This window comes from Peribacillus sp. Bi134, from assembly GCF_918698065.1.
Classification (GTDB): Bacteria; Bacillota; Bacilli; order Bacillales; family DSM-1321; genus Peribacillus.
Genome location: NZ_CAKKLN010000009.1, coordinates 290,758 through 314,259, shown reverse-complemented (window position 1 = coordinate 314,259; position 23,502 = coordinate 290,758). Strand labels below are relative to the sequence as shown.

Here is a 23,502-nt window from a genome sequence, read left to right as displayed (position 1 = left end):
AAGAAAATATAAAATTCTAGGGGTGAGTCGGATTACAGAACGAAGCAAAGAAACGAAAATAGAAATTAAACCGTGGGAAGATAAAGACCTTGAATTACTATTTCAACTAAATGCCCCAGAAATGATGGAACATCTTGGCGGACCAGAAAGTAATGAACAAGTCCTGAAACGCCATCAACGGTATCTACAGATTGGAGATAAAGGATGCATGTTTAGCATCAACTCATTTCCAGAGGCAGAGGCGGCCGGTTCCGTTGGCTACTGGCAAAAAGTGTGGAACGATGAAAATGTGTATGAAATCGGTTGGAGCGTCCTCCCTTCCTTCCAAGGAAAAGGAATCGCATCTCATGCCGTGAAGGCACTGATAGAGAAAATCATAGCCGAACGAAAATACAAATACATTCACGCTTTCCCTTCCATCAATAATCCTGCATCAAACGCGATTTGCCGCAAGCTCGGATTCAACCTCATCTCCGAATGTGAATTCGAATACCCGCTGGGGAGCTTTATGCGATGCAATGATTGGTGCCTCGAACTTGAATGAATTCTTGCCAGGGGAAGTCGAATTATGCTGGGTTTAGGTGAATTATTTCCCGGGAAAGTCGAATTATTCCCGGGTAGGTCGGATAAGCTTGAAGTATGTCGAATTATTTCCGCGTGGATCAAATTATTCCCGGGGTAGGTCGGATTTTTCCTGAGATAGGTCGGATTACATCCCATCCGCTAACCATTCATATACTGCTCAAAGGATAAAACCTGAAAATGAAGTTTTATATCTTAATGATGGTTAGGTTGATTCTCTGATTTTAAGTTTGGTAGGCAATTTAATAACGTCTCGCTTTAATTTCAAATCATTACTTAAATATTTTATCAATTCTATTACAGTGCGTTGTCCTAATTCCATAATTGGTATATCGATTGTGGTTATGGTGGGGGTTGTGACTTGGCAAATAGATTGATTATCATAACCAACTATAGCTAGGTATTCCGGTATTTTATAGCCCAACATAGCTGCCTTTTTAATAATTCCTGCTGCGACCTGATCATTTCCAGTAAATAAAGCAGTAGGTTTTTCTTTTAATTTTAATATTTCATCACAAATACGGAATCCATCTTCAATATTAAATCCATGCCCAAATATCCAGTCTTCATTATGTAGTAAATTATTATCTGCTAAAGCTTTTAAAAACCCCTCTTTTCTTTGAATCTGAGCCTGACTATAAGAAGTATCGTAGCAAAAACCTATCTTCCTATGGCCTTTTTTTATTAAATGATTAACAGCTTTGTATGTCGCTTCGAATTCATCATAACCAATAATTGGTATAGAGGCGGAATGATGGTATTCATTACACAGTAAAATTGGGCCGTATTTCAAATAAGGCTTGATTACATTCCATTCATTTTCTAACGCTCCTAAAATAACCCCATCTACTTCTCTATTCTTTAATTTCCCCATAACATCTAATTCATTTTTCGCATCATAAAAGGTTTGAAAAATAAGAACTTTATAATCATTTTCCAAGGCTGCTAGAGATACTCCTTTAACCAATTGGGCAAAGAATGGATGATCGAAACTTGGGACTGATATTGCAATGGTTTGGGTTTTATTTGTCCTAAAATTCCGGGCTAGTGAACTTGGTGCATAATCAAGCTCTTCCATGACCTTTAAGATTTGTTCCCTTTTATCTTTCGATACATATGGATGATTATTTAAGACTCTAGATACCGTTGTTTTAGAGACATTACATATCTTGGCTATCTCGCTAATTCTCGTCATTTAATCCCATCCTTGTAATAAGTGGTTGACATGTTATCGATTTCAGAAGTTATTATTAAACCGTTCCTAATATATTAACAAAATTTTACTGCTGAGTTGTATTTTTAAAAAGTTATATTTTTAGTTAATGGAGGGATTATTATGTTATTGAATAAAAAGGGCGGGTTTCAGTTATTGCCAAAGGTTGATGACCCAAAATACATTGTATTCTGTGATTTTGATGAAACCTATTATCCTCACTCCATGAGTCACGAGAGACAGAAAGATTTATATGAACTTGAAAATTACTTAGAAGCAAAAAGTAATGATGAAGAACTTGTCTTTGGCTGGGTCACTGGGAGTAGTATCGAATCAATATTACATAAAATGGAACATGGTGGATTCAGATTTTTCCCCCATTTTATTGCAAGTGACTTAGGTACCGAAATCACCTATTTCTCAGAAAATAACTTTTTGGAAAATGATCCAGATTGGCATTCACAGATTAATATCGAAGAATTTAATAAACGGAAAGTCGATGAAATTTATAATGTTCTACTCAACGGCAATATACCATTGATTCCTCAGACTCAAATGGGAAGTTCACGCTATAAAAGAAATTATTATTATCAAATACAACATGAATCTGTCGACAAGAAGAACTTATCCACTATCCAGATGGTGGCCAAAGAGTATGGGATAGGGGTAAATATCAATCGTTGTAATCCCCTTGCCGGCGATCCTGAAGATAGTTATGATATAGACTTTATCCCATTAGGTACTGGTAAAAATGAGATTGTACGATTTATGCTAGATAAATTCGGGCTGAGTCGGGAGCATGCCTTTGCTTTCGGGGATAGCGGAAATGATTTGCTCATGTTAAAAAGTGTTAAACATGGCTACCTTGTAGGGAATGCAACTCAAGAAGCCAAGGAAGCTCATACTAAAATAGCGACAGGTACGTACTCTAAAGGAATATTAAGAACTTTGCAATCCATAATTAATATTTAGTATAAGTAATGAAAAAAGGTAGTTGGTACACTCTTGCCACAGCTTTAACTTTCTGCTAACAGTATGGATTCTATATCAAGCAAACAAATCATTCCATGTTTCTTTACCTGCAAGCTTATCTGCGGATATCCCGCTTGCTCTTTGGTATTTGTATAATGCCGTCTCGGTATTTTTTCCGAATTCTCCATCAATGGGCCCAGGGTTATATCCTTTCATATAGAGCGTTGCTTGCAGGATCCATGTGATATTGCAGCTAGCGCCTTTTTTTATGGTGACGATCGCATTTTTGGTTTTAGGTCCCCATTTCCCATCGACAACAAGCTTTTTATTGAACTGCTTATTCATTTCCGTTTGTAAACCTTTTATAAGGGCCGATCGAGTTTTGGGGCCATAAAAGCCGTCACCCTCAATAGCCGTTTCATTTCGGCCATTTAACGTTTGTTGAATCGAAATGATATGATTATCTCCTTTGCCGCTTTTCTGCATTTCCCTTTTTTCTAATTTGAAGGTAAGGCGGGGTTCTTTTCCTGCTTGTAACTGTGTATATGATAACCCGCCTGTCATCTCCAAGTGGGGGTAATCCTTGAATGAACTCCAATCGCCGCCCCATTTAAATCCTAAACCCTTACCTATGGCAGCCACTCGCTGCCATTTTGAATTAACTGTCCATATCGCTCTCCTGCCATCATCACTCACTATGAAGAAGTCAATAGCCAGTCCATAATTATGATAGGATTGCCCAGGCTTAGCCTTCGTCACAATCGGTTTAGCTAGATTACTATAGTTTTTTCCTTTGTAGCTGTAAACTCGTCCTTGACCATAAAGGTTGGCTTGTTCTTCCAAAGAGCGATAACCTGCACTTATCTGTACCGTGATTCCTTCATTATAAGCACGTTCGACCATTTCCAATGCTGATGCCTTCACAACAGGATTCATCCCTTTGCCCATCTTTTTCACTGATCGCTCCAATAATGTCCGTAATGCTACTTTCACTGTCATCCCTCCTTTTAAGTTCCCATCAAAGTTTATATAAGACTTTTTAACGAAAAAGTAGCAGAGTTGGAAAAGTTTGTTCTCATTTAATAGAGAATAGAAGTGATATGTTATTTATCCACTCCCTTTCCGCCGACTGTCTGCCAAGCCTCCTCGACGCAAGCGTCTCCGGGGTCTCGGCTAGCCAGTTACTCGGCAGAAGTGTCGCATATTTCTTCTATCTATTGCGGGTTGCATCGGTATAGACTAGTAAAAAATATGAAAGATAATCATGTTTACTTTTTAATATCTTGGTTCGGGGTGAGCAATCCGAGACTCCTTTTGCCGAAAAATTGATGGAACCGCCAGACTCTAGACGAATGGAGAGAAGTGCCAGTTCCCCTACAATATTTCTTAAAAAAGAAGTCCAGTTGATTGGAACGGAAGGTACGAGACTCCTGCGGGAAAAGCGCGTCCAAGGGAGACCCCACAGGCGCGAAGCGTCGAGGAGGCTCCCGGACTGCCCGCGGAAAGCGAGTGCCTGGAGTGGAAATCATTACACATATCCTCTTTCAGAAATCCCCTCCCTTTCCGCCGACTGTCTGCCAAGTATTGATAACTGAGGTTAAAAGGCCTGTCGTTCCATCATTATAGAAAGGGAATTCCACAAAAAAAATTAGACTGCTTCCGTTCGCCCGTTTGCGAATGAAAGCAGTCTAATCATGTATTATTTTATTTTTCTCTTTAAATTACGCTTTAATTTCAATAGAGGGGCTAACTGTAAAGTCGGCCTCTGTTTTGCTTTTCACTTCATCAAGTGTTACGCCATTTTGCAGTTCAATCAATTCCATGCCAGCTTCTGTAAATTGAAAAACAGCCAGTTCGGTAATCAGGCAATGGACGACTTTTTCTCCCGTCAATGGCAATGTACAGTTCTTTTTCACTTTGGATTCCCCATGCTTGTTCACATGGTCCATGATGACAACAATACGTTTTGCGCCTTGGACGAGGTCCATCGCTCCTCCCATTCCTTTTACCATCTTCCCTGGAATCATCCAGTTTGCCAAGTCCCCATTTTCGGAAACTTCCATCCCGCCTAAAATGGCTAGATCGATGTGGCCGCCGCGAATCATTGCAAACGATTCAGCGCTATCAAAAAATGATGCCCCTGCTTTTGCGGTTACTGTTTCTTTTCCTGCATTGATCAAATCCGGATCGACTTCATCCTTTTGTGGATAAGGGCCGATTCCCAGTAAGCCATTTTCCGATTGAAGCATGACATTAAAGTCATTCGGGATCATGTTGGCAATCAAGGTCGGCATTCCAATCCCTAAATTTACACACATACCGTCTTGGATTTCTTTAACGGCCCGTTCTAAGATTAGTTGTCTAGTCATTCGATACTCCTCCTTTTTTATGCGTTAGCAGTTGTAAGTCTTTCAATTCGTTTTTCATAGTCATTCCCTACAAGCACTTTCTGTACATAAACTCCTGAAGTATGAATTTCATCCGGATCGAGCTCCCCTGTGCCCACAAGCTCCTCCACTTCGACAAGCGTGACTTTCCCTGCGGTGGCAACGACAGGATTAAAATTCCTTGCCGTTTTCCGATATACAAGATTACCGAAATGATCTGCTTTCCAGGCTTTTACAAAGGCAAAATCTCCGACTATTCCTTTTTCCATAATGTATGTGCGGCCATCAAACTCTTTATGTTCTTTACCTTTTGCCACTTCCGTCCCTACTCCTGTAGCTGTATAAAAGGCAGGAATTCCCGCTCCGCCCGCTCTTAAACGCTCGGCCAGCGTTCCTTGGGGAACTAGCTCGACCTCCAGCTCGCCACTTAAAAATTGCTGTTCAAATAACTTATTTTCCCCTACATAAGAAGCGATCATTTTTTTGATTTGTTTGTTTTCAAGCAAAAGACCTAGACCCCAATCGTCGACTCCACAATTATTGCTGACAATCGTCAAATCCTTTACACCTTTGTTACGCAAAGCAATGATCAGTTTTTCTGGAATTCCGCTTAATCCGAACCCGCCAACGATAATGGTTGCTCCATCCTCGATTTGTTGAATAGCGCTATCAAAAGATGTTAATATTTTACTCATTTTCCATCATCTCCATTCTAAATACTATTCTATTAAATAAACAGTGAAGTTGCAAAAGCAATGATGAACACGGTCACTGTTTTCAAAACCGTAATCGCAAAGATATCCTTGTAAGATTGACGATGTGTCAGTCCAGTAATGGCAAGTAAGGTAATGACGGCACCATTATGCGGCAGTGTATCCATTCCGCCAGATGCCATGGATGCAATTCGATGCAGCATTTCCGGGGTGATTCCGACACTTTGGGCCACCTGCAAATAGTGACCTCCCATTACTTCCAACGCAATCGAAAGTCCACCAGATGCAGATCCGGTAATCCCTGCCAGCACATTGACGGCAATAGCTTCGGATACAAGTGGATTACCGCTTGCATTGAACACCCAGTTTTGAATGACCGAGAATCCAGGTAGCGTTTTCACAACATTCCCAAAACCAACTTCAGAAGCGGTATTGAATATCGCAAGCAATGATCCCATTGCCGCAGCTGTTAATCCACTTGCCAATTTGACCTTGATGCGTCCAACATTCAGAAGCATCGCTGCAATGATACCGATTGTCAGTGCCACAATCAAAGACCAGGATGAAGTGACAGTGCTTACATCCGCAATGTTGAAAGTTTCCTTCAACATCGATGCATCATACCAGTGCTTAACCGAAATGGCACTGCGGCTGAAAGCAAAATTAAATGCTACGACAAGGATGAGCGGTACGATGGACAGCCAAAAGTTAGGCAGGTTTTGCTGTTCTGCACTTTCTGGCTCATTAATATGTCCTTCCCCGTATCCTTCACCATTTGCCAACGCTTGTTTACGGCGACGCTCTAACCAGATCATTCCTCCTGTAAATACCATGATCGCGCCAATAATCCCCATTACTGGAGCTGCATACGTATCTGTTCCGAAATAATTCGTTGGAATGATATTTTGAATCTGAGGTGTTCCAGGAAGGGCATCCATCGTATAAGTGAAAGCGCCTAATGCAATCGTTCCCGGCAATAATCTTTTTGGAATGTCTGCTTCTTTAAAAATTGCCGCTGCGAATGGATAAACGGCGAATGCCACTACAAACAATGAAACCCCGCCATATGTCAGCGCCGAACACGCCAGCACTACAGCAAGAATGGCCTGCTTTGAGCCTAGTGATTTTACGATGGTCTTGGCGATGGATGCAGCTGCACCGCTCATCTCCATGACTTTTCCAAATACGGCCCCTAATAAAAATATCGGGAAAAACGCTTTTATATAGTTAGCCGCAAACGTCATATATGTCTCTGTGTAACTCGGCAGCAAGTGTCCACCGGATAAGATGACCGCCAGTAAAGTAACAACCGGCGCTATGATAATGACCGGATAGCCCCGGTAGGCTAAAAAGATTAAAAGTCCCAGCGCCACAACAATGGCTAAAATTTGAATCACCAACTCAATTCCCCCTTTTCTCCCCTTGCCCCAAAATTATTTCGGCAGCATTTAAATAGAACTATTAATCTCCTAAATTCCACATTTTTAATCTTTCCGCTTTTACCATCCAAGCCTGCCTTCCCCAAGTCAGGCTGAATGATCTCCCAATTTTTGATAACGCTTTCAACAATTTGCTGAATTACGAAATCCCTTTTCATTTTACGTGAAAAAACAGTATAAAATGACAGATAGGCCATTCACTAAGTAATTATGCAATTATTGTGCCAACTTTAATGCAATGAAAAATCTCATCTTTAAAGCCTTTTCCAACAGTTTATTTCCCTTTTAAGAGCTAAAGTCCCTTAAAACTGTCAAGGTTTCAGTACACCTAAGTATAAACTTTAAAAAAGTGTAAGACTTTTCTTACAACTTTCAAATTTTCTTTCGTTTTATGTACGGATTTCCTAACACACGCAAATATTTGCTAGTGAAAAATATGCACAAATGTGTATCTATTCTTAAGAGGAGGTTAAAAAGTATAAAAAAAAGTGCCCTTGGGCTAAAGGGCACTTTCTGCAGTCATAAACCATATTTATTCATTTTTTCATACAGCGTTGTTCTACTAACTCCGAGTCTCTTTGCCGTTTCTGATTTATTGCCTGAGGTCATTTCCAAGCATGAAACGATTGCAGCCCGTTCCGTTTCATCCATTACTTCAGCTAAGGTACGGATCGATACTGATTCTTTATGACCCGTTATTTCTTTAGGGAGATGCTTGGAACGTATCATTTCCCCTTCTTCAACAATATTCATTGCGCGTTCAATGATATTCTCCAACTCACGAATATTCCCCGGCCATTTATAAAGACGAAGCAGCCGTAATGCTTGATCACTCATTCCCATTACGCGTTTTTTCATAAGGTTCTGATACTTTTCAACAAAATGATTTCCCAGTATTTCAATGTCCTCCGGTCGCTCCCTTAAGGAAGGAACCTGGATTTGCAAGACCTTCAACCGGTAATACATATCAAGCCGGAATTCCCCTTTCGAGACCATTTCCTCCAGATTACGGTTCGTTGCAGCGATTACCCGTACATCAATCGGAATACTTCCCGTAGAACCTACTCTCTCAATCTCTTTTTCTTGTAAAACACGGAGCAGCTTCACCTGCATATGCAGTGGCAGCTCACCGATTTCATCGAGAAAAATCGTTCCGCCTTCAGCCGCTTCGAACTTACCTGCTTTTCCGCCTTTTTTTGCACCAGTGAAAGAACCCTCTTCATAACCAAAAAGCTCTGACTCCAGCAGCTCTGCCGGGATGGCGGCACAGTTCACTTTGACAAACACGCCCATGGCCCGTCTGCTATCATTATGAATGGAATGGGCAAACAGCTCCTTACCTGTTCCGCTTTCGCCCAAAATCAACACATTCGAGTCGCTTTTAGCTGCAATTTTGGCTTGACCTTTCACTTCCATGAAAGCAGGACTTCTTCCCATCAAATGATCAAACGTATATGAGGCCTTATTTCTCTCGCGAAAATCGCCTTTGTACTTTTTCAGCTCTACTTCAAGTGAATTTATCCGCTTGGAAAGAGCGGTAAATTGCCCGACATTCTTAAAAAGGATCTTTCCGACCGCTCCTATTAATTTATCTTGTTTCCGTATCGGGGAGCGGGTCGCAATAATATAATTATCTTTAATTTTTTGTAATTCAGCGACCTCTTGCTTGCCAGTTTTGGCGACCACATGCATACGAGTGTTTTCAATGACCTCCGTTACATGTTTCCCTATCGAGCTTTCCTGATCGACCCCAAGAAAATCCGCATAAGCGTGGCTCAGCATTTGGACATACCCTTCCGTATCAACCATCACCAAGCCATCATAAGCAAACTCGATAATATCCTTAAACAGAAGTTCTTCATGATTATCGATATTAAGAAAATCACTTTTATTATTTGTAAACAATAGGAGGTAAATCTGATACTCCTCATCACCCATTTGAATGATGGCTTTTCTGACAATCCCATTATTATCATTCAAGCGGATCGGAGTATTTACAGCTGGTACAAGGTTTTTTTCTAAAATCAATTTTATTTGCATCTCAAATTGATTCTCAGCAAAAGCCTCAGATAATACGCGATTGCTTAGAACGATTTCTTTTTCGTTTTTCGTCACCAAAACACCAAAAGGCAATTCTTCCAATATCGCTTTCACTAATTCCAATTGAATAGTTTTATTATCGCTGACCATTCCTATTCTCCTTAACCCGTCTGAAGTTTCCTCCATTATATCATAGGAAAATGAGGCCAAGTCATTACCGCTCCACAATCAGCGCAGTACCTTGCCCGCCACCGATACATAAGGTGGCAAGGCCGGTTTTTGCATCCCTGCGCTTCATTTCATACAATAAAGTCACTAAGATGCGGGCACCGGAAGCGCCTACCGGATGACCCAGGGCAATCGCCCCTCCATTCACATTCACTTTCTCCGGCTTCAGTTCAAGGTCCTTAAGCACGGCGAGTGACTGTGCCGCAAAGGCTTCATTCACTTCCATCAAATCAATATCTTCTATTGTCAATCCCGCTTTTGCCAAAGCTTTCCTTGTCGCAGGAACTGGACCGTATCCCATGATTTTCGGATCAAGCGCGGCGTTTGCATATGACTTGATTGTCGCTAATGCTTCCAATCCCAGCTCGTCTGCTTTTTCTCTAGACATCAGGACCAACATCGCACCCCCATCATTGATTCCGGATGCATTTCCTGCCGTAACCGTTCCATTTTCCTTAAAAGCAGGACGCAGCTTCGTAAGTTGGTCTATCGTCAGCCCATGACGCGGGTGTTCATCTTGGTCCACCAAGATCGTCTTTCCTCTGCGTTTATATTCAACAGGTACGATTTCATCTGCAAATCGTCCTTCAAGCTGCGCCTTTTCAGCCTTCATTTGACTATCTAAAGCAAATTCATCCTGCTTTTCACGGCTGATTTCCCATTGCTCGGCAATATTCTCTGCAGTCACACCCATATGATATTGATTAAATACATCCGTTAAGGCGTCATAAGTCATTGAATCCACCGCTTCGGCATTACCCATTTTCTGCCCAAAACGATAATTTGGAAGTAAATACGGAGCATTGCTCATGCTTTCGATACCCCCGGCAAGAATCACATCAGCATCTCCAAGGGCAATGAATTGCGCTCCCATTATGACTGTACGAAGGCCAGATCCGCAAAGTTTATTAATGGCCATGGCCGGCGTTGTTTCCGGAATCCCTGCATAAATCGCAACCTGACGTGCCACATTTTGCCCTAATCCAGCAGAGAGAATATTCCCAACCAATACTTCATCGATCAAATCAGCCGAGATATTTGCCCGCTTAATCGCTTCCTTAGCTGCCACGACTCCCAAGTCGACCGCTGAAACATTGGCAAGACTGCCTCCAAACGCACCAACTGGTGTTCTTGCTGCCCCTACAATCACTACTTCTCTCATAACACTTCCTCCTTCTCCATTTTTAATTTTCCCAGTTTAATAAAATTACGGTCCCGCTCATTGATTTTCTGGGAAACGGTAGATTCTTCATACGTAAAAATCCCTTCTCCCGACTTCGTCCCAAGCTTTCCCTCGGCCACCAAATCACTAATCAAATCAGGGGCTTCCTTACTCTGATCCAATGCCGGTGAAACATTATCGAAAACACGCTGCCAAGTGTCCAGACCGCCAAAGTCAGCAATCTCGATCGGTCCGGTGAATGCCCATCGAAAACCTGGTCCAGCCGTTATCGCTGTATCGATATCCTCAGCATTGGCAACGCCCTCTTTTAATAGATAAAAGGCTTCCCGCATCAAGGCAGTCTGGAGACGATTGGCAATGAATCCTGCTATTTCTTTTTTCAAGAGAATCGGAGACTTGCCGATTTTACGCATCAAATCCATTGTTGTCTTTACGATTTCCGGCTTTGTTTCGTCATGCTTAACAATTTCAACCAATGGAACCAAATGGCCAGGATTAAAGAAATGCGTGATGATCATTCGGTCCGCAAACGATGCCTTCTCCATCAATTGAGAAATCGGAAAGGTCGATGTATTGGAGGCAACAATGGCATCCGGTTTGATTATTTCCTCCATTTGCTCATATAGATTCAACTTCAGCTCGATGACTTCCGGAATGGCCTCAATGATAAAATCAGCATCTATTACTGCCCCTTCCAAATCCACGCTATATGTAATATGGGCTAAAGCTACTTGCTTTTCCTGATCAGTCAAAACCCCTTCCTCGATGAGCAATGATAGATTCTCAGAAATTCGATTTTGGGCACGGTGTAGCAACTCATCCTTAATATCGTTAATGGTGACGAAATACCCGCTAACTGCAAAAGACTGAGCGATTCCACTCCCCATTACACCAGAACCGATAATGGCTATTTTTTTAATCATCCAGCTTCCCCTTTCCGTTTCAATTACCTTTATTTACTCACCTTTTTATATATGCAATATCCATGCCAACGATAAGGGGAAATAAAATTCTTTTGTTATCAAGAAAATCATGATAGACTCTTACTCATTAACCTAAATCATATTTTTAATAACCTTCCCTTTATATTTCCAATGGAGCTTACTCTGTGAAATATTCCCTGTTTACGACATAAAATGACAGACCTGGACCATTACATTTTTTATTGGAGGAATGTAATATGGTTAAAGATAAAGTGGCGATAATTACCGGATCCGCTAGAGGGATCGGCTTTGAGATTGGAAAGATATTTGCTGAAAATGGTGCAAAGGTCGTTTTGTCCGACCTTGATCAAAACACAGTTGAAAAAGCTGCTCAAGACCTTAGGAACAACGGCTTGGAGGTTATCGGCTTAAAAGCTGACGTAACAAGTGAAGATGATATTATCCAACTAATCAAACAAGCTAAAGACAAATACGGACGAATAGATATTTTCATCAATAACGCCGGCCTTCAGCATGTTGCACCAATTGAAGAGTTTCCAACTGAAAAATTCGAATTGATGATCAAAATCATGCTGACCGCGCCGTTCATTTCAATTAAGAACGTTTTGCCCATCATGAAAGAACAGGGCTTCGGCAGGATAATCAATATCTCGTCCATTAACGGTCTGATTGGATTCGCCAACAAAGCAGCGTACAACAGTGCCAAACACGGTGTAATCGGATTGACGAAAGTCGCCGCCTTGGAAAGCGCCTCTTTTGGCATAACCGTCAATGCCCTTTGCCCAGGATACGTGGACACGCCTCTTGTCCGCGGTCAACTGGAGGACCTGGCGAAAACAAGACAAGTTCCACTGGAAAGCGTTTTGGAAGAGGTCATCTATCCACTTGTCCCACAAAACCGCTTACTCGATGTAAGTGAAATTGCCGACTACGCCATTTTCCTCGCAAGCGACAAAGCAAGGGGCGTCACAGGCCAGGCAGTCGTGTTAGATGGCGGATATACAGCTCAATAAAATGCATCTTAAAAACCCCGAATAAAGGACACCAAAAAAGGTGCTCTGTATTCGGGGTTTTCTGTCTGCATGGAAACGTGGGAAAATTTGGTGGCACAAAGAAATCCCCCATGTTAAAGTAATATAGGGATACCTCCCATTTTTACAACTATTAAAAGGAGGCCGCGTCATGATTATTAAGTGGGTTAGACTGCGATAATTAAAAGCGCAGGCCAATCATCATGCTCCGGAAAGTATATATTGATCTGCGCCATGGTAACGGCTATTGGATAATATTTAATACGGAGGTAAAAAACATGAGTGAACAGATACTGAAAATAAATAAAGTGGATATATGTACTGAAAGTTTTGGAAACCATAAGGACCCTGCCGTGCTTTTGATCATGGGAGCGATGTCTTCATTAGACTGGTGGGATGATGACTTCTGTCTCCGCCTTGCCGATTCGGGGAGATTTGTCATTCGCTACGATCATCGGGATCTGGGCCGGTCTACCGTTTATGAACCCGGTACCTCCAACTATACAATAACGGATTTGGCTGACGATGCCGCTGGTGTCCTGGACGCTTATTCCATAGGGCGGGCTTCTATCGTTGGAATGTCCCTAGGCGGTATGGTCGGCCAGATTCTTGCCTTAAGATATCCGGAACGCGTAAATACGCTTACGCTAATTGCATCAAGCGTGTTCGGGACAGTAATGGAAAAACTGCCTCCAATGGATCAGAGCATATTGGATCATCATGCAAAAAGTGCTTCCATTGATTGGTCAAATCGGGAGACGGTCATCGCTTATCTTGCGGATGGATGGAAAACTTTAGCCGGTTCCAAACCTTATGAGCAGGAAAGAATGCATAAACTGGCAAAAAGAGAGGCTGACCGTGCCAAACAGCTACCGAGCAGATTCAATCATGCCATGCTTGCTGGCGGAGACGAATATTTCGATCGAATGGGTGAGATTTCCGTACCTGTCCTCATCATTCACGGCACAGAAGATCCAGCCTTGCCATACGAGCACGGACTTGCTCTTGCGAAAGCCATCCCTCATGCTGAATTAGTGACTCTTGATGGATCAGGGCATGAGATTCATAGTGAAGACTGGGATATGATTATCGAATCAGTCATAAAGCTTACTTCGCGATAGTATAAAATCAGCAATAAAGAAGCCGACCAATAAAGGTCGGCTTTTCTTTATACATTTGTTAGCAGAAACCGCCATATCCTTGAACGGGATAACAGCCACCGTTACCTCCATCGCCGCCGCCGAAACAAGCAGCTCCAACGATGATTAAAAGGATAAACAAAACGACTATAAAAGCGAAACCGCCACCAAATCCACCAACATCGTTACCGCAACCGCAATTTGATTCATGACCACAATTTGACAATAGAAACATCTCCTTATTTGTTTTAGGAGGAAAAAATTAAATGGGTTAATTCAACATATGTTCTAATTAGGATATTGACACAAAATCACCGAAAACTTTTTTAACCACCCTTAGTTGATCCGAAATAAAACAGTTTAACAGCGTATTTTTACTGTTTTGAAATTTCATACACCTTCACCTGACGCAGCGTCGAACTGCCGGACACCTTATCACTAATAATACGAACATTCAAAAAGGATTTATCTCTGTGAAGATGATAATTGTTTTGTAATATCCTACTAACTTCAGCTTATTGTACAATGAAGGTAAAAAGGTTCGAGGTATTTATGATAAAAGGAAATTCTTATATTCTTGTTTTCTCCATGCTTGTTCTGTTGACAATAGTACTAGTTTCAACTACACCGATCATAATTAAAACTTTACTTGCTTTAATAACGATTGCGTTTTTATTTCCTGTGATTAGAAAGCTTCTGTTTAAAGACCATTTCAGAAAAATTAAAGTGGCATTCTACTCATCATTAACCTTTACTATTGGTTTATTTCTTGTCTCGATTTTTGAAGAACCATCCTTTAAATTAGATGGAGATTTCTTTCAGATTATTCTTATTGTACTTTTTTATAGTTTAATGGGAAATTTCTTTTATGGCTTACCAGTCTCACTCATTGCTGAATTTATTTCAATGAAGTATTTCAATATTCGTTTCTGGTTATCTGGAGTAATACATATTGGTTTTGGATTGGCTACATACTTTATTGACCCAGGAGGTTTCTTTATCTTTGCGGTTATTTGCTCAATAATCTTTTTTGCATTAGATGAAATAACTAGAGTATATTCGGCTTCTTATTGGACTAACGCCGATAGAGTGGCCTGTGTGGAACAAAAAAAGAAAAGGATTAAAAGAAATTAATCTCTTTTATCCTTTTCAAGCATCTCAATTACTCTATCAATTTTTTGTTCTATTTTATTGGTTTGTTTTGACCTTGTAAGAAGAGAACGAACAAAAAAGTAAACAGCAAAAATCACCCCGATCAACAAAACAAACATAATAAGTTGATATACCATATCACCGATATTGTAACCCAAAGAACTTCACCCCTTTCCTTTTTTGGTTTAACCATAACTCATGTCTACTGCACAGAACGTAGAGTTGACAAAATTATTCGTATAATTTTTTAGATATCACTTTTAATTCTTTATATATTTGTGTAAGTAATATTAGAATATGTAATGGCAATCCAACTGCAAGTCCCACCAATGGAGAATAAGGTCCAGCGAAAGTAAGCGATACAAGTGTAATAGTTAAATATATAGAGATAATTAGTGCATTCAAATAAAATTCTCCTTTTTTGGCTAATTATAGCATATGACTCTTACAAAGTTGGAAAACACTACGGCTCCCTAGCTAACCTGCCCCTTTAGTCTTCAAGAAAATCAACAATACTTTTTATCAGAGCTGATTTTTCAAAAAAAGTAATAATTTTACACTTTTATACTGGAACATTTGTTCTATCTGTGTTATTCTTATAAAAACAAATAAAAAGATCAAATCGCAGCCAAACGATTTGATCCGTAATTATAAATAAAGGCCGGTTGTATCCGCGGGCCTAACACGGTTGTACCGCTGAGCCGAGCCAATTGCTAATGTTCAGGGTGCCGGTGATAAAGAGACAGCTACGAACTTCAGCTAAAGCACCCATTAGTTCTATAACTACTTACCAGTAGTGTTTTCTCATGTAGTTCAATGTCACAAATGTCATAATTATTAAGTGTGATAGTTTGGTCAAATTCAACATTTCTTGCTTCTACCTGCTTTCTTTATGCACTGACCTGCCACTAACCTAGTTCATATTCTCGGCAATCTTTTTCAGTGCCTTTGCACGAGAAACGATAAATGCTCTCATATACTTCTCTAAAAACAACTTATCAGCTAAAACTCCAATCGGACCGAATGGTGACTTATATTGAAATTTATCCATCATTATAGTTCCGCCCTGTTCTTCTATAAACTGATGTGTGTGTATGAATGAATGGAAGGCACCCTTCACCATAATATCTACAAACTTATTTGGTTTTTCCATTAATGTCACTTTGGCTTTCAGCCTTTGTTTAATACCAAAGTGAATGGCTTCCCAAGTAACAGTATCTCCCTTTTCTAAAAGCCCTTCTGTCACACCATCAACAGCAATTTCCTTTGTTTTCGCTGTCGTTTTAGTATGGATATCCACACTCCTCGCTAGGTCAAAAGATAATTCAACTGGTGCTTTAATAAATTGTTGATACTCAATAACAGGCATTTTTAAATCTCCTTATATAAGCACTTTCTATCATTATAGCTCGTTAAAGCAAATATTACCTAGCTCTCCCTCATTAACCTTCCTTTTTTTTCCACGAGAAAAAAGCTGCCTTAAGACAGCTCTTCGAATAAATCTTTTGCCTATATTTACTTTTTCATAACGGGGATCCATATTTCACTTCTAAATGTTGGTGAGGTTATATCTTTATTTTCGTTCCAAAGGATTTCCGGCCCTTCTCTTTGTTCATAGTTAGAGGATGGAAACCATTCGGAATAAATCCTGCCCCATACATTTTGCAGTGTTTCAGGAAAGGGTCCGACTGCTTCGAATACCGCCCATGTAGATGCATCCACTTTCAGCTGTGTTAAGTTTTCTGGACATTCCCTCGTTGTTGCTGCGCCGATATAATGATCAAGCTCCCCTTTTTCCTCCAACCTGCCTTCGGAAAAGTTCGCAGATGCACTAAGCAGTCCTAATGGCTCGACATTCGATAGGTGTTTAAGTTCATTTATCGTTTTCTCGTCTAAACTTTTCCACATCGATGCAATCTCTGGATTAACCCCGTTAAAAATGATTGGAACTCTTTTTTTAATTCCAATTATGTGAAACGCCTCTTTTTCTTCAATTCGATAGTTCATTTCACTGCCTCCTTTAATGGATAATTGGAAGGACATCGGTGGATAGGCTTTAAGTGAATGGCCATTACTTCTCGCTTCAGATGGTGTGATGCCATGCAAATGTTGAAACGCTCTCGCAAAAGAGTCCGGTGAGCTGTACCCGTACTTTATCGCTATATCAATGACCTTTATGTTGTTATCTTTAAGCTCAAACGCTGCAAGTGTAAGCCGTCTTCGGCGGATATACTCGGATAGTGAAATACCTGCAAGGAAGGAAAACATCCTTTTAAAATGATATTCCGAGCAATAAGCTATCCTTGCAACCTCTTTAAAGTCAATTTCGTTCGTAAGATTTTCTTCAATGAATTTAATGGCACCATTCATATTTTTGAGCAAATCCATTCAATGACCTCCCTTATATCAACAGAATAGCAGGAGTTGAAACTAATCATCCGACATTCTGTGCACGATTATGCAGGATATAAACTTTTCCGTTAGTTTAATTACAAACCTTCACGATTTCTTATAGACTTTTAATGAAAATGCAATTACTTCCTTTTACAAAAGTAATGAAAACTAACACTCGGTAAGTCATTTTATTATTTCTAATTTTTATAAAGGACTACCCTCAAAACCAATCCGCAAAATATTTTTTAACGAACCTCTGTCATATATCGGTTATATAAATCATCACATTTTTCAAGGCATTCTAAATATAATTGTCTGATTTCTGATATTGGACATAGTTTTATGTAACTTTCATCTTTTATTATCTTAATTAGTGGGTTCATTTCATGATAATAACTATATTCTTGATTATCTTTATTTAAAATGCTTTTATATCTTTTTAAAATAGTTATATAAGCATCGTCAATTAACCTGTAATCACATTTGGCTCTCTCTTGTTTATAAAATGTATAGATTTCTCTTCCGAAAAATTCACCTTCCGTAAAGAAGGAAGAAGTTACTGGAGAATAATAAAGATACTGATCTTGATAAGGTCTCTTACTAATCTGCATTCTATGCCAATTTTTCACTTCTTTATACCGATCTCCTAAAGCTTTATAATCATTTGATATCGTTTTGGTTTGGAGATTCGATACATATTGAAAAATAGCAGAATTATTTTCATAGTCAGAAATAGGAGTTATAGAACACCAGCATATATAGTTATTATCTAATTTCCCAATAATGCAGACCTCTTGTTTGGGACTAATGTATATTTCAAAAGAAACTTCCTTATCATTTACTTTATAATTTGGAACTACATTATGATTTTGCTTGATCAAATTAAATTTTTCCATTTTAATTCCTCATATCTTTTCGTAAATTTACTCTATTCCTGCATATAAGTCAGAATTCCTACTTCAGCTAATGCCCCTTTTGCTCTATAAGAAAAGAGCAATTCGTCACTGCCCCTTAGAGAACTTTCGCACCTGTTAATGAAAATACTCTTATTGTTAAGATGGGGATTTACGGACTTTTTGCATAAATAGCTCTGGATTATCAATCTGGTTAAAACCGTATTTTTTATATAATGAATGTGCATCATTGGTAGCTAACATAAACCTGCGAACCCCTTCTAGTTCGGAATGGTTGGTGATAACCTCCATTAACAATTTTGATAATCCTAATTTACGATAGTCAGGTAATATAAACACATCGCAAAGGTACGCATGGGTTGCTAAATCGGTTATTACCCTTGCAAATCCAACTTGTTCAATATCTTCATTTCCTATTTCACCTTTATAAACCCCAAAACATAAGGTTGTATTTTCAATTGACTTTATTACTGTTTCCTTGGGTATTCCCTTTGACCAGTAAGCTTCCTGATTCAAAAAATTATGTATTAAATCCACATCTAAATGCTTTTTATTAGTGGAAATCGAAAACCCCTTAATATTCATTTTACATCCCCCTGACCTTTTTTAATTTTCTGTAATTATACCAAATCACTGATTTTAATCTTCTGAACTAACCTGCTGAAATGTTAAAAGCTGCCTTAAATATAACTCGATCTTAAGTAAGGTTTAAGGAATTCCTGGTAGAATTTTAATACAACAAGTATAACTAAGTAACCCGAAACAAATATTATACATGTTGCAAAATCAAAGGAGGTGGCTAAAATGAAAGCACAACGAGCAGAAGAAATTGCTTCTTCACCAAATATGGTTAATGTAACCTATAATGAGGAAAGCATCTATATCGAGCACGTCGATGAACAAAATGGAACAGCTACAATCCATCCCCTTGACGATCCAAATAAAAAACAAAGTGTTTCTGTAACCAGCTTAAAGGAGCAGTAATTTCCTCGATTCAATAATAGACCTCCACTTTCGGGTGGTGGTTTATTGTTCGATTAAGTTCATTGAACAAGCACCACGTCTATATAGCGTATATTCTCCCAGAAGCTAAAAAAAAGCCAACATCAATCGTTGACTTTAATTCCTAATAAAGTTACAAACTGCACTTTCAAAAACGAATTTCGATGGGCTAAGCAATCTTTTACAATATTTAATATTACTTATATATTTCATTCTCTAATATAATCACTTTTTCCCCATTCGCTGCTTTTCCTATTTGTTTCGTATTTTCAACCAACCGAAAAATATTATCACAGCATTGTTTTGCACCTATAACTAATAATGGTACACCTATAAAATCAATTTTTAATGCTCTTGATAGGTAACCCCCTATAGACATAGCAATAGGTACCGTTGGTGATGTATTGGAGAATACTATTTTTTCGTTAAAATGAAATTTCTCTTCTAGCAGTAATGTCAATTCTTTTAATGCTGGAACCACAAGCTTTTCTCTTTTATGTCCAATTGTATAAACCGAGTTGCCATCTTCATCGGTCCCGCGAAAAATTAGCTTTCCAAACTCTTTTTTCGTTAACTTATTGAAATATTTTACATTTAATATTTCTTCCTTTGTTAGTTTTCTTTCCGATTGAGGTAATTGTTTTAAATGATATGCGGCAGCCATAGACGTGGTATGTGTACCCCCATAATCATTATAGATATACATCATGAAATCATCCCTAATAGTTTTTTTAATACTATTATGGTCATATACTCCATTTCCAATTCGGTTGATTATTTTAGGGGAATATCCGAATTCAGGAATATGATCTTATTTCACATAATAAAGTTGTCCTATCTAAAAACAAGATCGTTTTTGCAGTAGATAAGAATATTCCTGTGTTCGAATCATCAATAAAAATAAAAGAGTACACCTATCAGTAATAAATGATAAGGGCACTCTTTTATTGTTTATATTATTTTTAAGCTGGGTATGTATAGACAGCAACGCCTCTGTTAGCCAGTCAGTGGGTTTCATTAGTAACGAGTCCTATAACCCTCCCAATCCTAGGGATGGGACAGATAATTTAATTAGCTTATCATTGGTTGTTTCTTTTTTAATCGGGGCAGGCAATACTGTGTTCCTAACATCAGCGACCGTTTTAAGGTCAAAGGATTCTATTGCTTCCCCCTCTTGGTTCATGATTGAGAGAATTCCATCATTACCCGTTTTTAGACTAGGTTGATCACTGCTTGAATGAGTATAGTATAAGTCTTCGTTCAGCGTGTAGGAATGAGAGTAGTCCGCTGAATATAGTTTGCTTTTTTTATCAATTTTGCCTGATATAAAGTTATCAAAGCCATAGTTGAATAAAAGCTTCGTATCAGCGTAGGCAACTTTGTCTGAAGGAGCTTTTAGAGTGACAGCAATCAATTCCTGATCACCTCTGGTGGCAGTGGAAATCAGGGTGTAGCCGGATTGACTGACGAAACCGGTTTTCCCGCCGGTTATTCCCTTATAGGGGAGTTCTCCTTTTAACATTTTATGATGGGTAATTAGAGTCGTGTCCCATGTTTCCACTTCCCATGGTAAAGCCTTCTTCCCAAAATAATCACGGAAAGTTTCATTTTTCATTGCATATTGGGTAATTTTCGCAAGGTCACTGGCTGTAGTTAAATGGTCTTTGTCAAACAATCCATGGGGGTTCGTAAAATGAGTATCGGTGACGTTTACTTCTTTTCTTAAAAACTCATTCAAATCTTCCATAAACAGTTTTTCACTGCCAGACATATGCTCGGCAATTGCGATGGCTGCATCATTTCCGGAGTTGATTAGCATTCCTGCAATTAATTTGGAAAGCTCTATTTCCTCCCCAGGTTCAATAAATACCGAAGACCCGTCTGCCTTCGCTGCTTTCTTGCTTACAGTCACTAGTTCGTTCATATCCCCGTGTTCTATAGCATATATAGCCGTGGCAACTTTCGTTAGACTGGCTGGATACATACTTTTATTCATGTTTTTTTCGTATAATACTTTTCCACTTTTCGCATCAATAATGATACCGGCATCACTATTGAGAGGTAAGTCAGATTCTGCACTTACAGTTGTAGAGGCGAAGGGGATTAAAGCCAAAATGAAGATGAAGAAAAACTTTTTCATATGCCGCTCCTTTGATGATAGTAAAATCCTATATAGTCATAATAAAATAAATCTGAATGTTTAGAGTTGATTTATTGAAAGTGAAATACAAAAGTAATTACCCCTTAATAATTTTGGAAACATTTCGGGGAATGAACTTCATTTTCTTTCCTGAAATAACTTTATAAGGGTTGTAACCCTTTTAGTGGAGCCTCCATTTAATCTCCATTAAATAGATTTTTTTGTAGATCACTAAATATCTGGCAATTTCTTTTCATGAAAAAAACCCTTCAAACTGAAGGGATTCTGTCTGTAGATAAAATCTAAGAAAAGCCAGCTTGACTGCAGTTTTTTTATTTAAAAAACGTTCCAGATGATTTCAGAAATCCGCTCCCTTTCCGCCGACTGTCTGCCAAGCCGCATCAAAGCAAACGGCTGCGGTGTCTCGGCTAGCCAGTAATTCGGCAGGAGTGTCGCAAATTTCTTCAATCCAATAAGGATTACAGTAAAAAACATGAAGGATAATCTAGTCTTGTATTAAAATCATAGTTCGAGATGAGACCGTTCCCGACCGCCCGCGGAAAGCGAGTGCCTGGAGTGGAAATCGACGTTCCAGGTTTAATAAACCCTCATAAAAACTGTAAACAAAAGGGGCTTTATCTAAATTTCAAAACAGAGTTGATTGGAACGAAAGGTGCGAGACTCCTGCGGGAAAAGCGCGTCGAGGGGAGACCCCACAGGCGCAAAAGCGCCGAGGAGGCTCCCCGACCGACCGCGGAAAGCGAGTGCCTGAAGTGGAAATCGACGTTCCATGTTTAATAAACCTAAATGAAAATTGAAACTAACTTGTTCTTCATCGAGATTGTCTACAGCCTGAGCCCTTCAAACAAATGGGCTAGTTACTTTATATGAGTTAAAATTCTGTTATGTTTTCATTTTCATTCCTATTAACACACATTCCACTTTTACTATCGGTTTTCTTGATAATATAAATATAATGGTTACAGGTATGACTAATAAAACATAGTACTGGCCACTTTCTTTGATCCAATCATATATAAATGAGTTATAAACATATTCCAGAAAAAACATATGAAAAAGATAAATACCTAATGTAATTGATCCTATCTCAGTAAAAAAAGTATGTTTTTTAGGAACAATACATAAAAAACAATAAGTTGCTGCTCCCATAATTAAATAAACGAGAAACTTATATATAAAACCGAGGGCAATGGAGCCTTCCATTAATTCCTTATAACCTAAACGGCCATAAAACCATTCCCTCCAAGTCATTTCCCCATAGAAATAAATACCGATAAAGATTAAACCTAGTACAGCCCAGCCTATTAGGGCATTACTTTTCTTTTTAACCCATTCAAAATGATTTTTTTCTAAAAAATGACCAATTAAAAAGAAAGGAAAGAAAAAGAACGTTCTCGACAAACTTAACCATTCATTCACTTCACCAAAGTAACCGATTATTAGAGAGACAATTATTGAAAAAACGATTCCATATTTCCTCGAGGAAAATATAAACAATAATATATTCCAGCAGAATAAGCTTATTAAGAACCATAAAGCCCATCTCGGAGTCAAAATTGTGAATTCAATTGGCTCATCAAATAACTTCTGATAATAGAAGGTATAAATCACCTGGAATATTACATAGGGAATTAATATTTTCTTAATTAGCCCCCAGAGGTCCTTTTTACTTTTTATCTTTCTTGAAAAATAGCCGGATACTAAAATAAAAGCTGGCATATGAAATGAAAAAATAAACAAATAAATTGTTAAAATCCATTCGTTTTCTTCCACCATTCTAGCTAATGTGTGTCCCAAAACAACTAGTACGATTAAAACAGCTTTCACATTATCAAAATACGGATCACGCTTCATGAAATCTTACCCCCTATAAAGAAACTGCTAGTTATATCTTCTGATCCTCAATTATGGTTTGAATGAAAAAGCCGGCTTTCCTCTAATATAGGATTGCCGGCTGTTTATTTACGGAACTTCATTGGAGTATCTACCATACCATAGCTTGTTTACA

24 protein-coding genes are annotated in these 23,502 nt (G+C 39.0%); 6 read left to right on the top strand and 18 right to left on the bottom strand.

The annotated features are described in order from the left end of the window. The first annotated feature begins 22 nt into the window (after nucleotides 1–22). A complete protein-coding gene (locus LQ188_RS21805) occupies nucleotides 23–544 on the top strand; it encodes a GNAT family N-acetyltransferase (protein WP_101223183.1) in 522 nt (173 codons plus the stop codon). A 243-nt stretch (nucleotides 545–787) separates the two neighbouring features. On the opposite strand, the gene LQ188_RS21800 is transcribed toward LQ188_RS21805, so the two are convergent. Further along, nucleotides 788–1,777, bottom strand: a complete 990-nt coding sequence (locus LQ188_RS21800) for a LacI family DNA-binding transcriptional regulator (RefSeq protein WP_230178218.1) — start codon at nucleotides 1,775–1,777, stop codon at nucleotides 788–790. Between the two features lie 141 nt (nucleotides 1,778–1,918). On the opposite strand from LQ188_RS21800, the gene LQ188_RS21795 reads away from it, so the two are divergent. Beyond that, nucleotides 1,919–2,767, top strand: a complete 849-nt coding sequence (locus LQ188_RS21795; protein WP_230178216.1) for an HAD-IIB family hydrolase — start codon at nucleotides 1,919–1,921, stop codon at nucleotides 2,765–2,767. 75 nt (nucleotides 2,768–2,842) lie between these two features. On the opposite strand, the gene LQ188_RS21790 is transcribed toward LQ188_RS21795, so the two are convergent. From LQ188_RS21790 to LQ188_RS21760, 7 genes are all read right to left on the bottom strand, one after another. Further along, on the bottom strand, nucleotides 2,843–3,766 hold the full coding sequence (locus tag LQ188_RS21790; protein WP_230178215.1) for a peptidoglycan-binding protein: 924 nt from the start codon (nucleotides 3,764–3,766) through the stop codon (nucleotides 2,843–2,845). 722 nt (nucleotides 3,767–4,488) lie between these two features. After that, nucleotides 4,489–5,136 carry a 3-oxoacid CoA-transferase subunit B gene (locus LQ188_RS21785; protein WP_137023111.1) on the bottom strand — a complete coding sequence of 216 codons (648 nt, stop codon included), beginning with the start codon at nucleotides 5,134–5,136 and terminating at the stop codon, nucleotides 4,489–4,491. 17 nt (nucleotides 5,137–5,153) lie between these two features. Further along, the gene (locus LQ188_RS21780; protein ID WP_230178213.1) at nucleotides 5,154–5,849 is read right to left on the bottom strand and encodes a CoA transferase subunit A; all 696 of its coding nucleotides are present in this window, start codon (nucleotides 5,847–5,849) and stop codon (nucleotides 5,154–5,156) included. Nucleotides 5,850–5,881: 32 nt separating this feature from the next. Then, nucleotides 5,882–7,267 (bottom strand): GntP family permease, encoded by a 1,386-nt coding sequence (locus LQ188_RS21775; RefSeq protein WP_101223190.1) that lies wholly within the window; start codon nucleotides 7,265–7,267, stop codon nucleotides 5,882–5,884. A 558-nt stretch (nucleotides 7,268–7,825) separates the two neighbouring features. Further along, nucleotides 7,826–9,496: a sigma 54-interacting transcriptional regulator gene (locus tag LQ188_RS21770; protein WP_230178211.1), complete on the bottom strand. Its 1,671-nt coding sequence runs from the start codon at nucleotides 9,494–9,496 to the stop codon at nucleotides 7,826–7,828. Nucleotides 9,497–9,560: 64 nt separating this feature from the next. Beyond that, on the bottom strand, nucleotides 9,561–10,736 hold the full coding sequence (locus tag LQ188_RS21765) for an acetyl-CoA C-acetyltransferase (protein WP_230178210.1): 1,176 nt from the start codon (nucleotides 10,734–10,736) through the stop codon (nucleotides 9,561–9,563). Next, nucleotides 10,733–11,680, bottom strand: coding sequence for a 3-hydroxyacyl-CoA dehydrogenase family protein (locus LQ188_RS21760; RefSeq protein WP_230178209.1), 948 nt, complete (start codon nucleotides 11,678–11,680; stop codon nucleotides 10,733–10,735). Before LQ188_RS21760 ends, LQ188_RS21765 begins: the two co-directional genes overlap by 4 nt. A gap of 257 nt (nucleotides 11,681–11,937) precedes the next feature. On the opposite strand from LQ188_RS21760, the gene LQ188_RS21755 reads away from it, so the two are divergent. Both LQ188_RS21755 and LQ188_RS21750 read left to right on the top strand, forming a co-directional pair. Beyond that, nucleotides 11,938–12,714: a 3-hydroxybutyrate dehydrogenase gene (locus LQ188_RS21755; protein WP_101223195.1), complete on the top strand. Its 777-nt coding sequence runs from the start codon at nucleotides 11,938–11,940 to the stop codon at nucleotides 12,712–12,714. A 296-nt stretch (nucleotides 12,715–13,010) separates the two neighbouring features. Further along, nucleotides 13,011–13,853 carry an alpha/beta hydrolase gene (locus tag LQ188_RS21750; protein WP_230178208.1) on the top strand — a complete coding sequence of 281 codons (843 nt, stop codon included), beginning with the start codon at nucleotides 13,011–13,013 and terminating at the stop codon, nucleotides 13,851–13,853. Between the two features lie 58 nt (nucleotides 13,854–13,911). On the opposite strand, the gene LQ188_RS21745 is transcribed toward LQ188_RS21750, so the two are convergent. After that, nucleotides 13,912–14,097 (bottom strand): YjcZ family sporulation protein, encoded by a 186-nt coding sequence (locus tag LQ188_RS21745; RefSeq protein ID WP_286141416.1) that lies wholly within the window; start codon nucleotides 14,095–14,097, stop codon nucleotides 13,912–13,914. Between the two features lie 326 nt (nucleotides 14,098–14,423). Between LQ188_RS21745 and LQ188_RS21740 the strand changes: the two genes are divergently transcribed. Further along, complete coding sequence (locus tag LQ188_RS21740; protein ID WP_230178207.1) at nucleotides 14,424–15,005, top strand: hypothetical protein; 582 nt, start codon at nucleotides 14,424–14,426, stop codon at nucleotides 15,003–15,005. Here LQ188_RS21740 and LQ188_RS21735 read toward each other — a convergent pair. The 5 genes from LQ188_RS21735 to LQ188_RS21715 form a co-directional block, all read right to left on the bottom strand. Continuing rightward, nucleotides 15,002–15,181 (bottom strand): DUF4083 domain-containing protein, encoded by a 180-nt coding sequence (locus LQ188_RS21735; protein ID WP_230178206.1) that lies wholly within the window; start codon nucleotides 15,179–15,181, stop codon nucleotides 15,002–15,004. The genes LQ188_RS21740 and LQ188_RS21735 overlap by 4 nt on opposite strands. A 755-nt stretch (nucleotides 15,182–15,936) precedes the next feature. After that, the gene (locus LQ188_RS21730) at nucleotides 15,937–16,392 is read right to left on the bottom strand and encodes an SRPBCC family protein (protein ID WP_230178205.1); all 456 of its coding nucleotides are present in this window, start codon (nucleotides 16,390–16,392) and stop codon (nucleotides 15,937–15,939) included. Nucleotides 16,393–16,538: 146 nt separating this feature from the next. Next, nucleotides 16,539–17,411, bottom strand: a complete 873-nt coding sequence (locus LQ188_RS21725) for an AraC family transcriptional regulator (protein WP_230178203.1) — start codon at nucleotides 17,409–17,411, stop codon at nucleotides 16,539–16,541. A 251-nt stretch (nucleotides 17,412–17,662) separates the two neighbouring features. Beyond that, complete coding sequence (locus LQ188_RS21720) at nucleotides 17,663–18,313, bottom strand: hypothetical protein (RefSeq protein ID WP_230178201.1); 651 nt, start codon at nucleotides 18,311–18,313, stop codon at nucleotides 17,663–17,665. 156 nt (nucleotides 18,314–18,469) lie between these two features. Then, nucleotides 18,470–18,916, bottom strand: a complete 447-nt coding sequence (locus LQ188_RS21715; RefSeq protein WP_230178199.1) for a GNAT family N-acetyltransferase — start codon at nucleotides 18,914–18,916, stop codon at nucleotides 18,470–18,472. Nucleotides 18,917–19,135: 219 nt separating this feature from the next. On the opposite strand from LQ188_RS21715, the gene LQ188_RS21710 reads away from it, so the two are divergent. Then, entirely contained in the window at nucleotides 19,136–19,315 is a 180-nt protein-coding gene (locus LQ188_RS21710; protein WP_101223203.1) for a small acid-soluble spore protein H, read from the top strand. Nucleotides 19,316–19,529: 214 nt separating this feature from the next. On the opposite strand, the gene LQ188_RS21705 is transcribed toward LQ188_RS21710, so the two are convergent. The 4 genes from LQ188_RS21705 to LQ188_RS21690 form a co-directional block, all read right to left on the bottom strand. Further along, nucleotides 19,530–20,042 carry a DUF3189 family protein gene (locus tag LQ188_RS21705; RefSeq protein WP_101223204.1) on the bottom strand — a complete coding sequence of 171 codons (513 nt, stop codon included), beginning with the start codon at nucleotides 20,040–20,042 and terminating at the stop codon, nucleotides 19,530–19,532. Nucleotides 20,043–20,363: 321 nt separating this feature from the next. After that, a complete protein-coding gene (locus LQ188_RS21700; protein WP_230178197.1) occupies nucleotides 20,364–21,473 on the bottom strand; it encodes a D-alanyl-D-alanine carboxypeptidase family protein in 1,110 nt (369 codons plus the stop codon). A 336-nt stretch (nucleotides 21,474–21,809) separates the two neighbouring features. Beyond that, nucleotides 21,810–21,968, bottom strand: a complete 159-nt coding sequence (locus tag LQ188_RS21695; protein ID WP_230178196.1) for a hypothetical protein — start codon at nucleotides 21,966–21,968, stop codon at nucleotides 21,810–21,812. 408 nt (nucleotides 21,969–22,376) lie between these two features. Continuing rightward, a complete protein-coding gene (locus LQ188_RS21690; RefSeq protein WP_230178195.1) occupies nucleotides 22,377–23,348 on the bottom strand; it encodes an acyltransferase family protein in 972 nt (323 codons plus the stop codon). Nucleotides 23,349–23,502 lie beyond the last annotated feature (154 nt).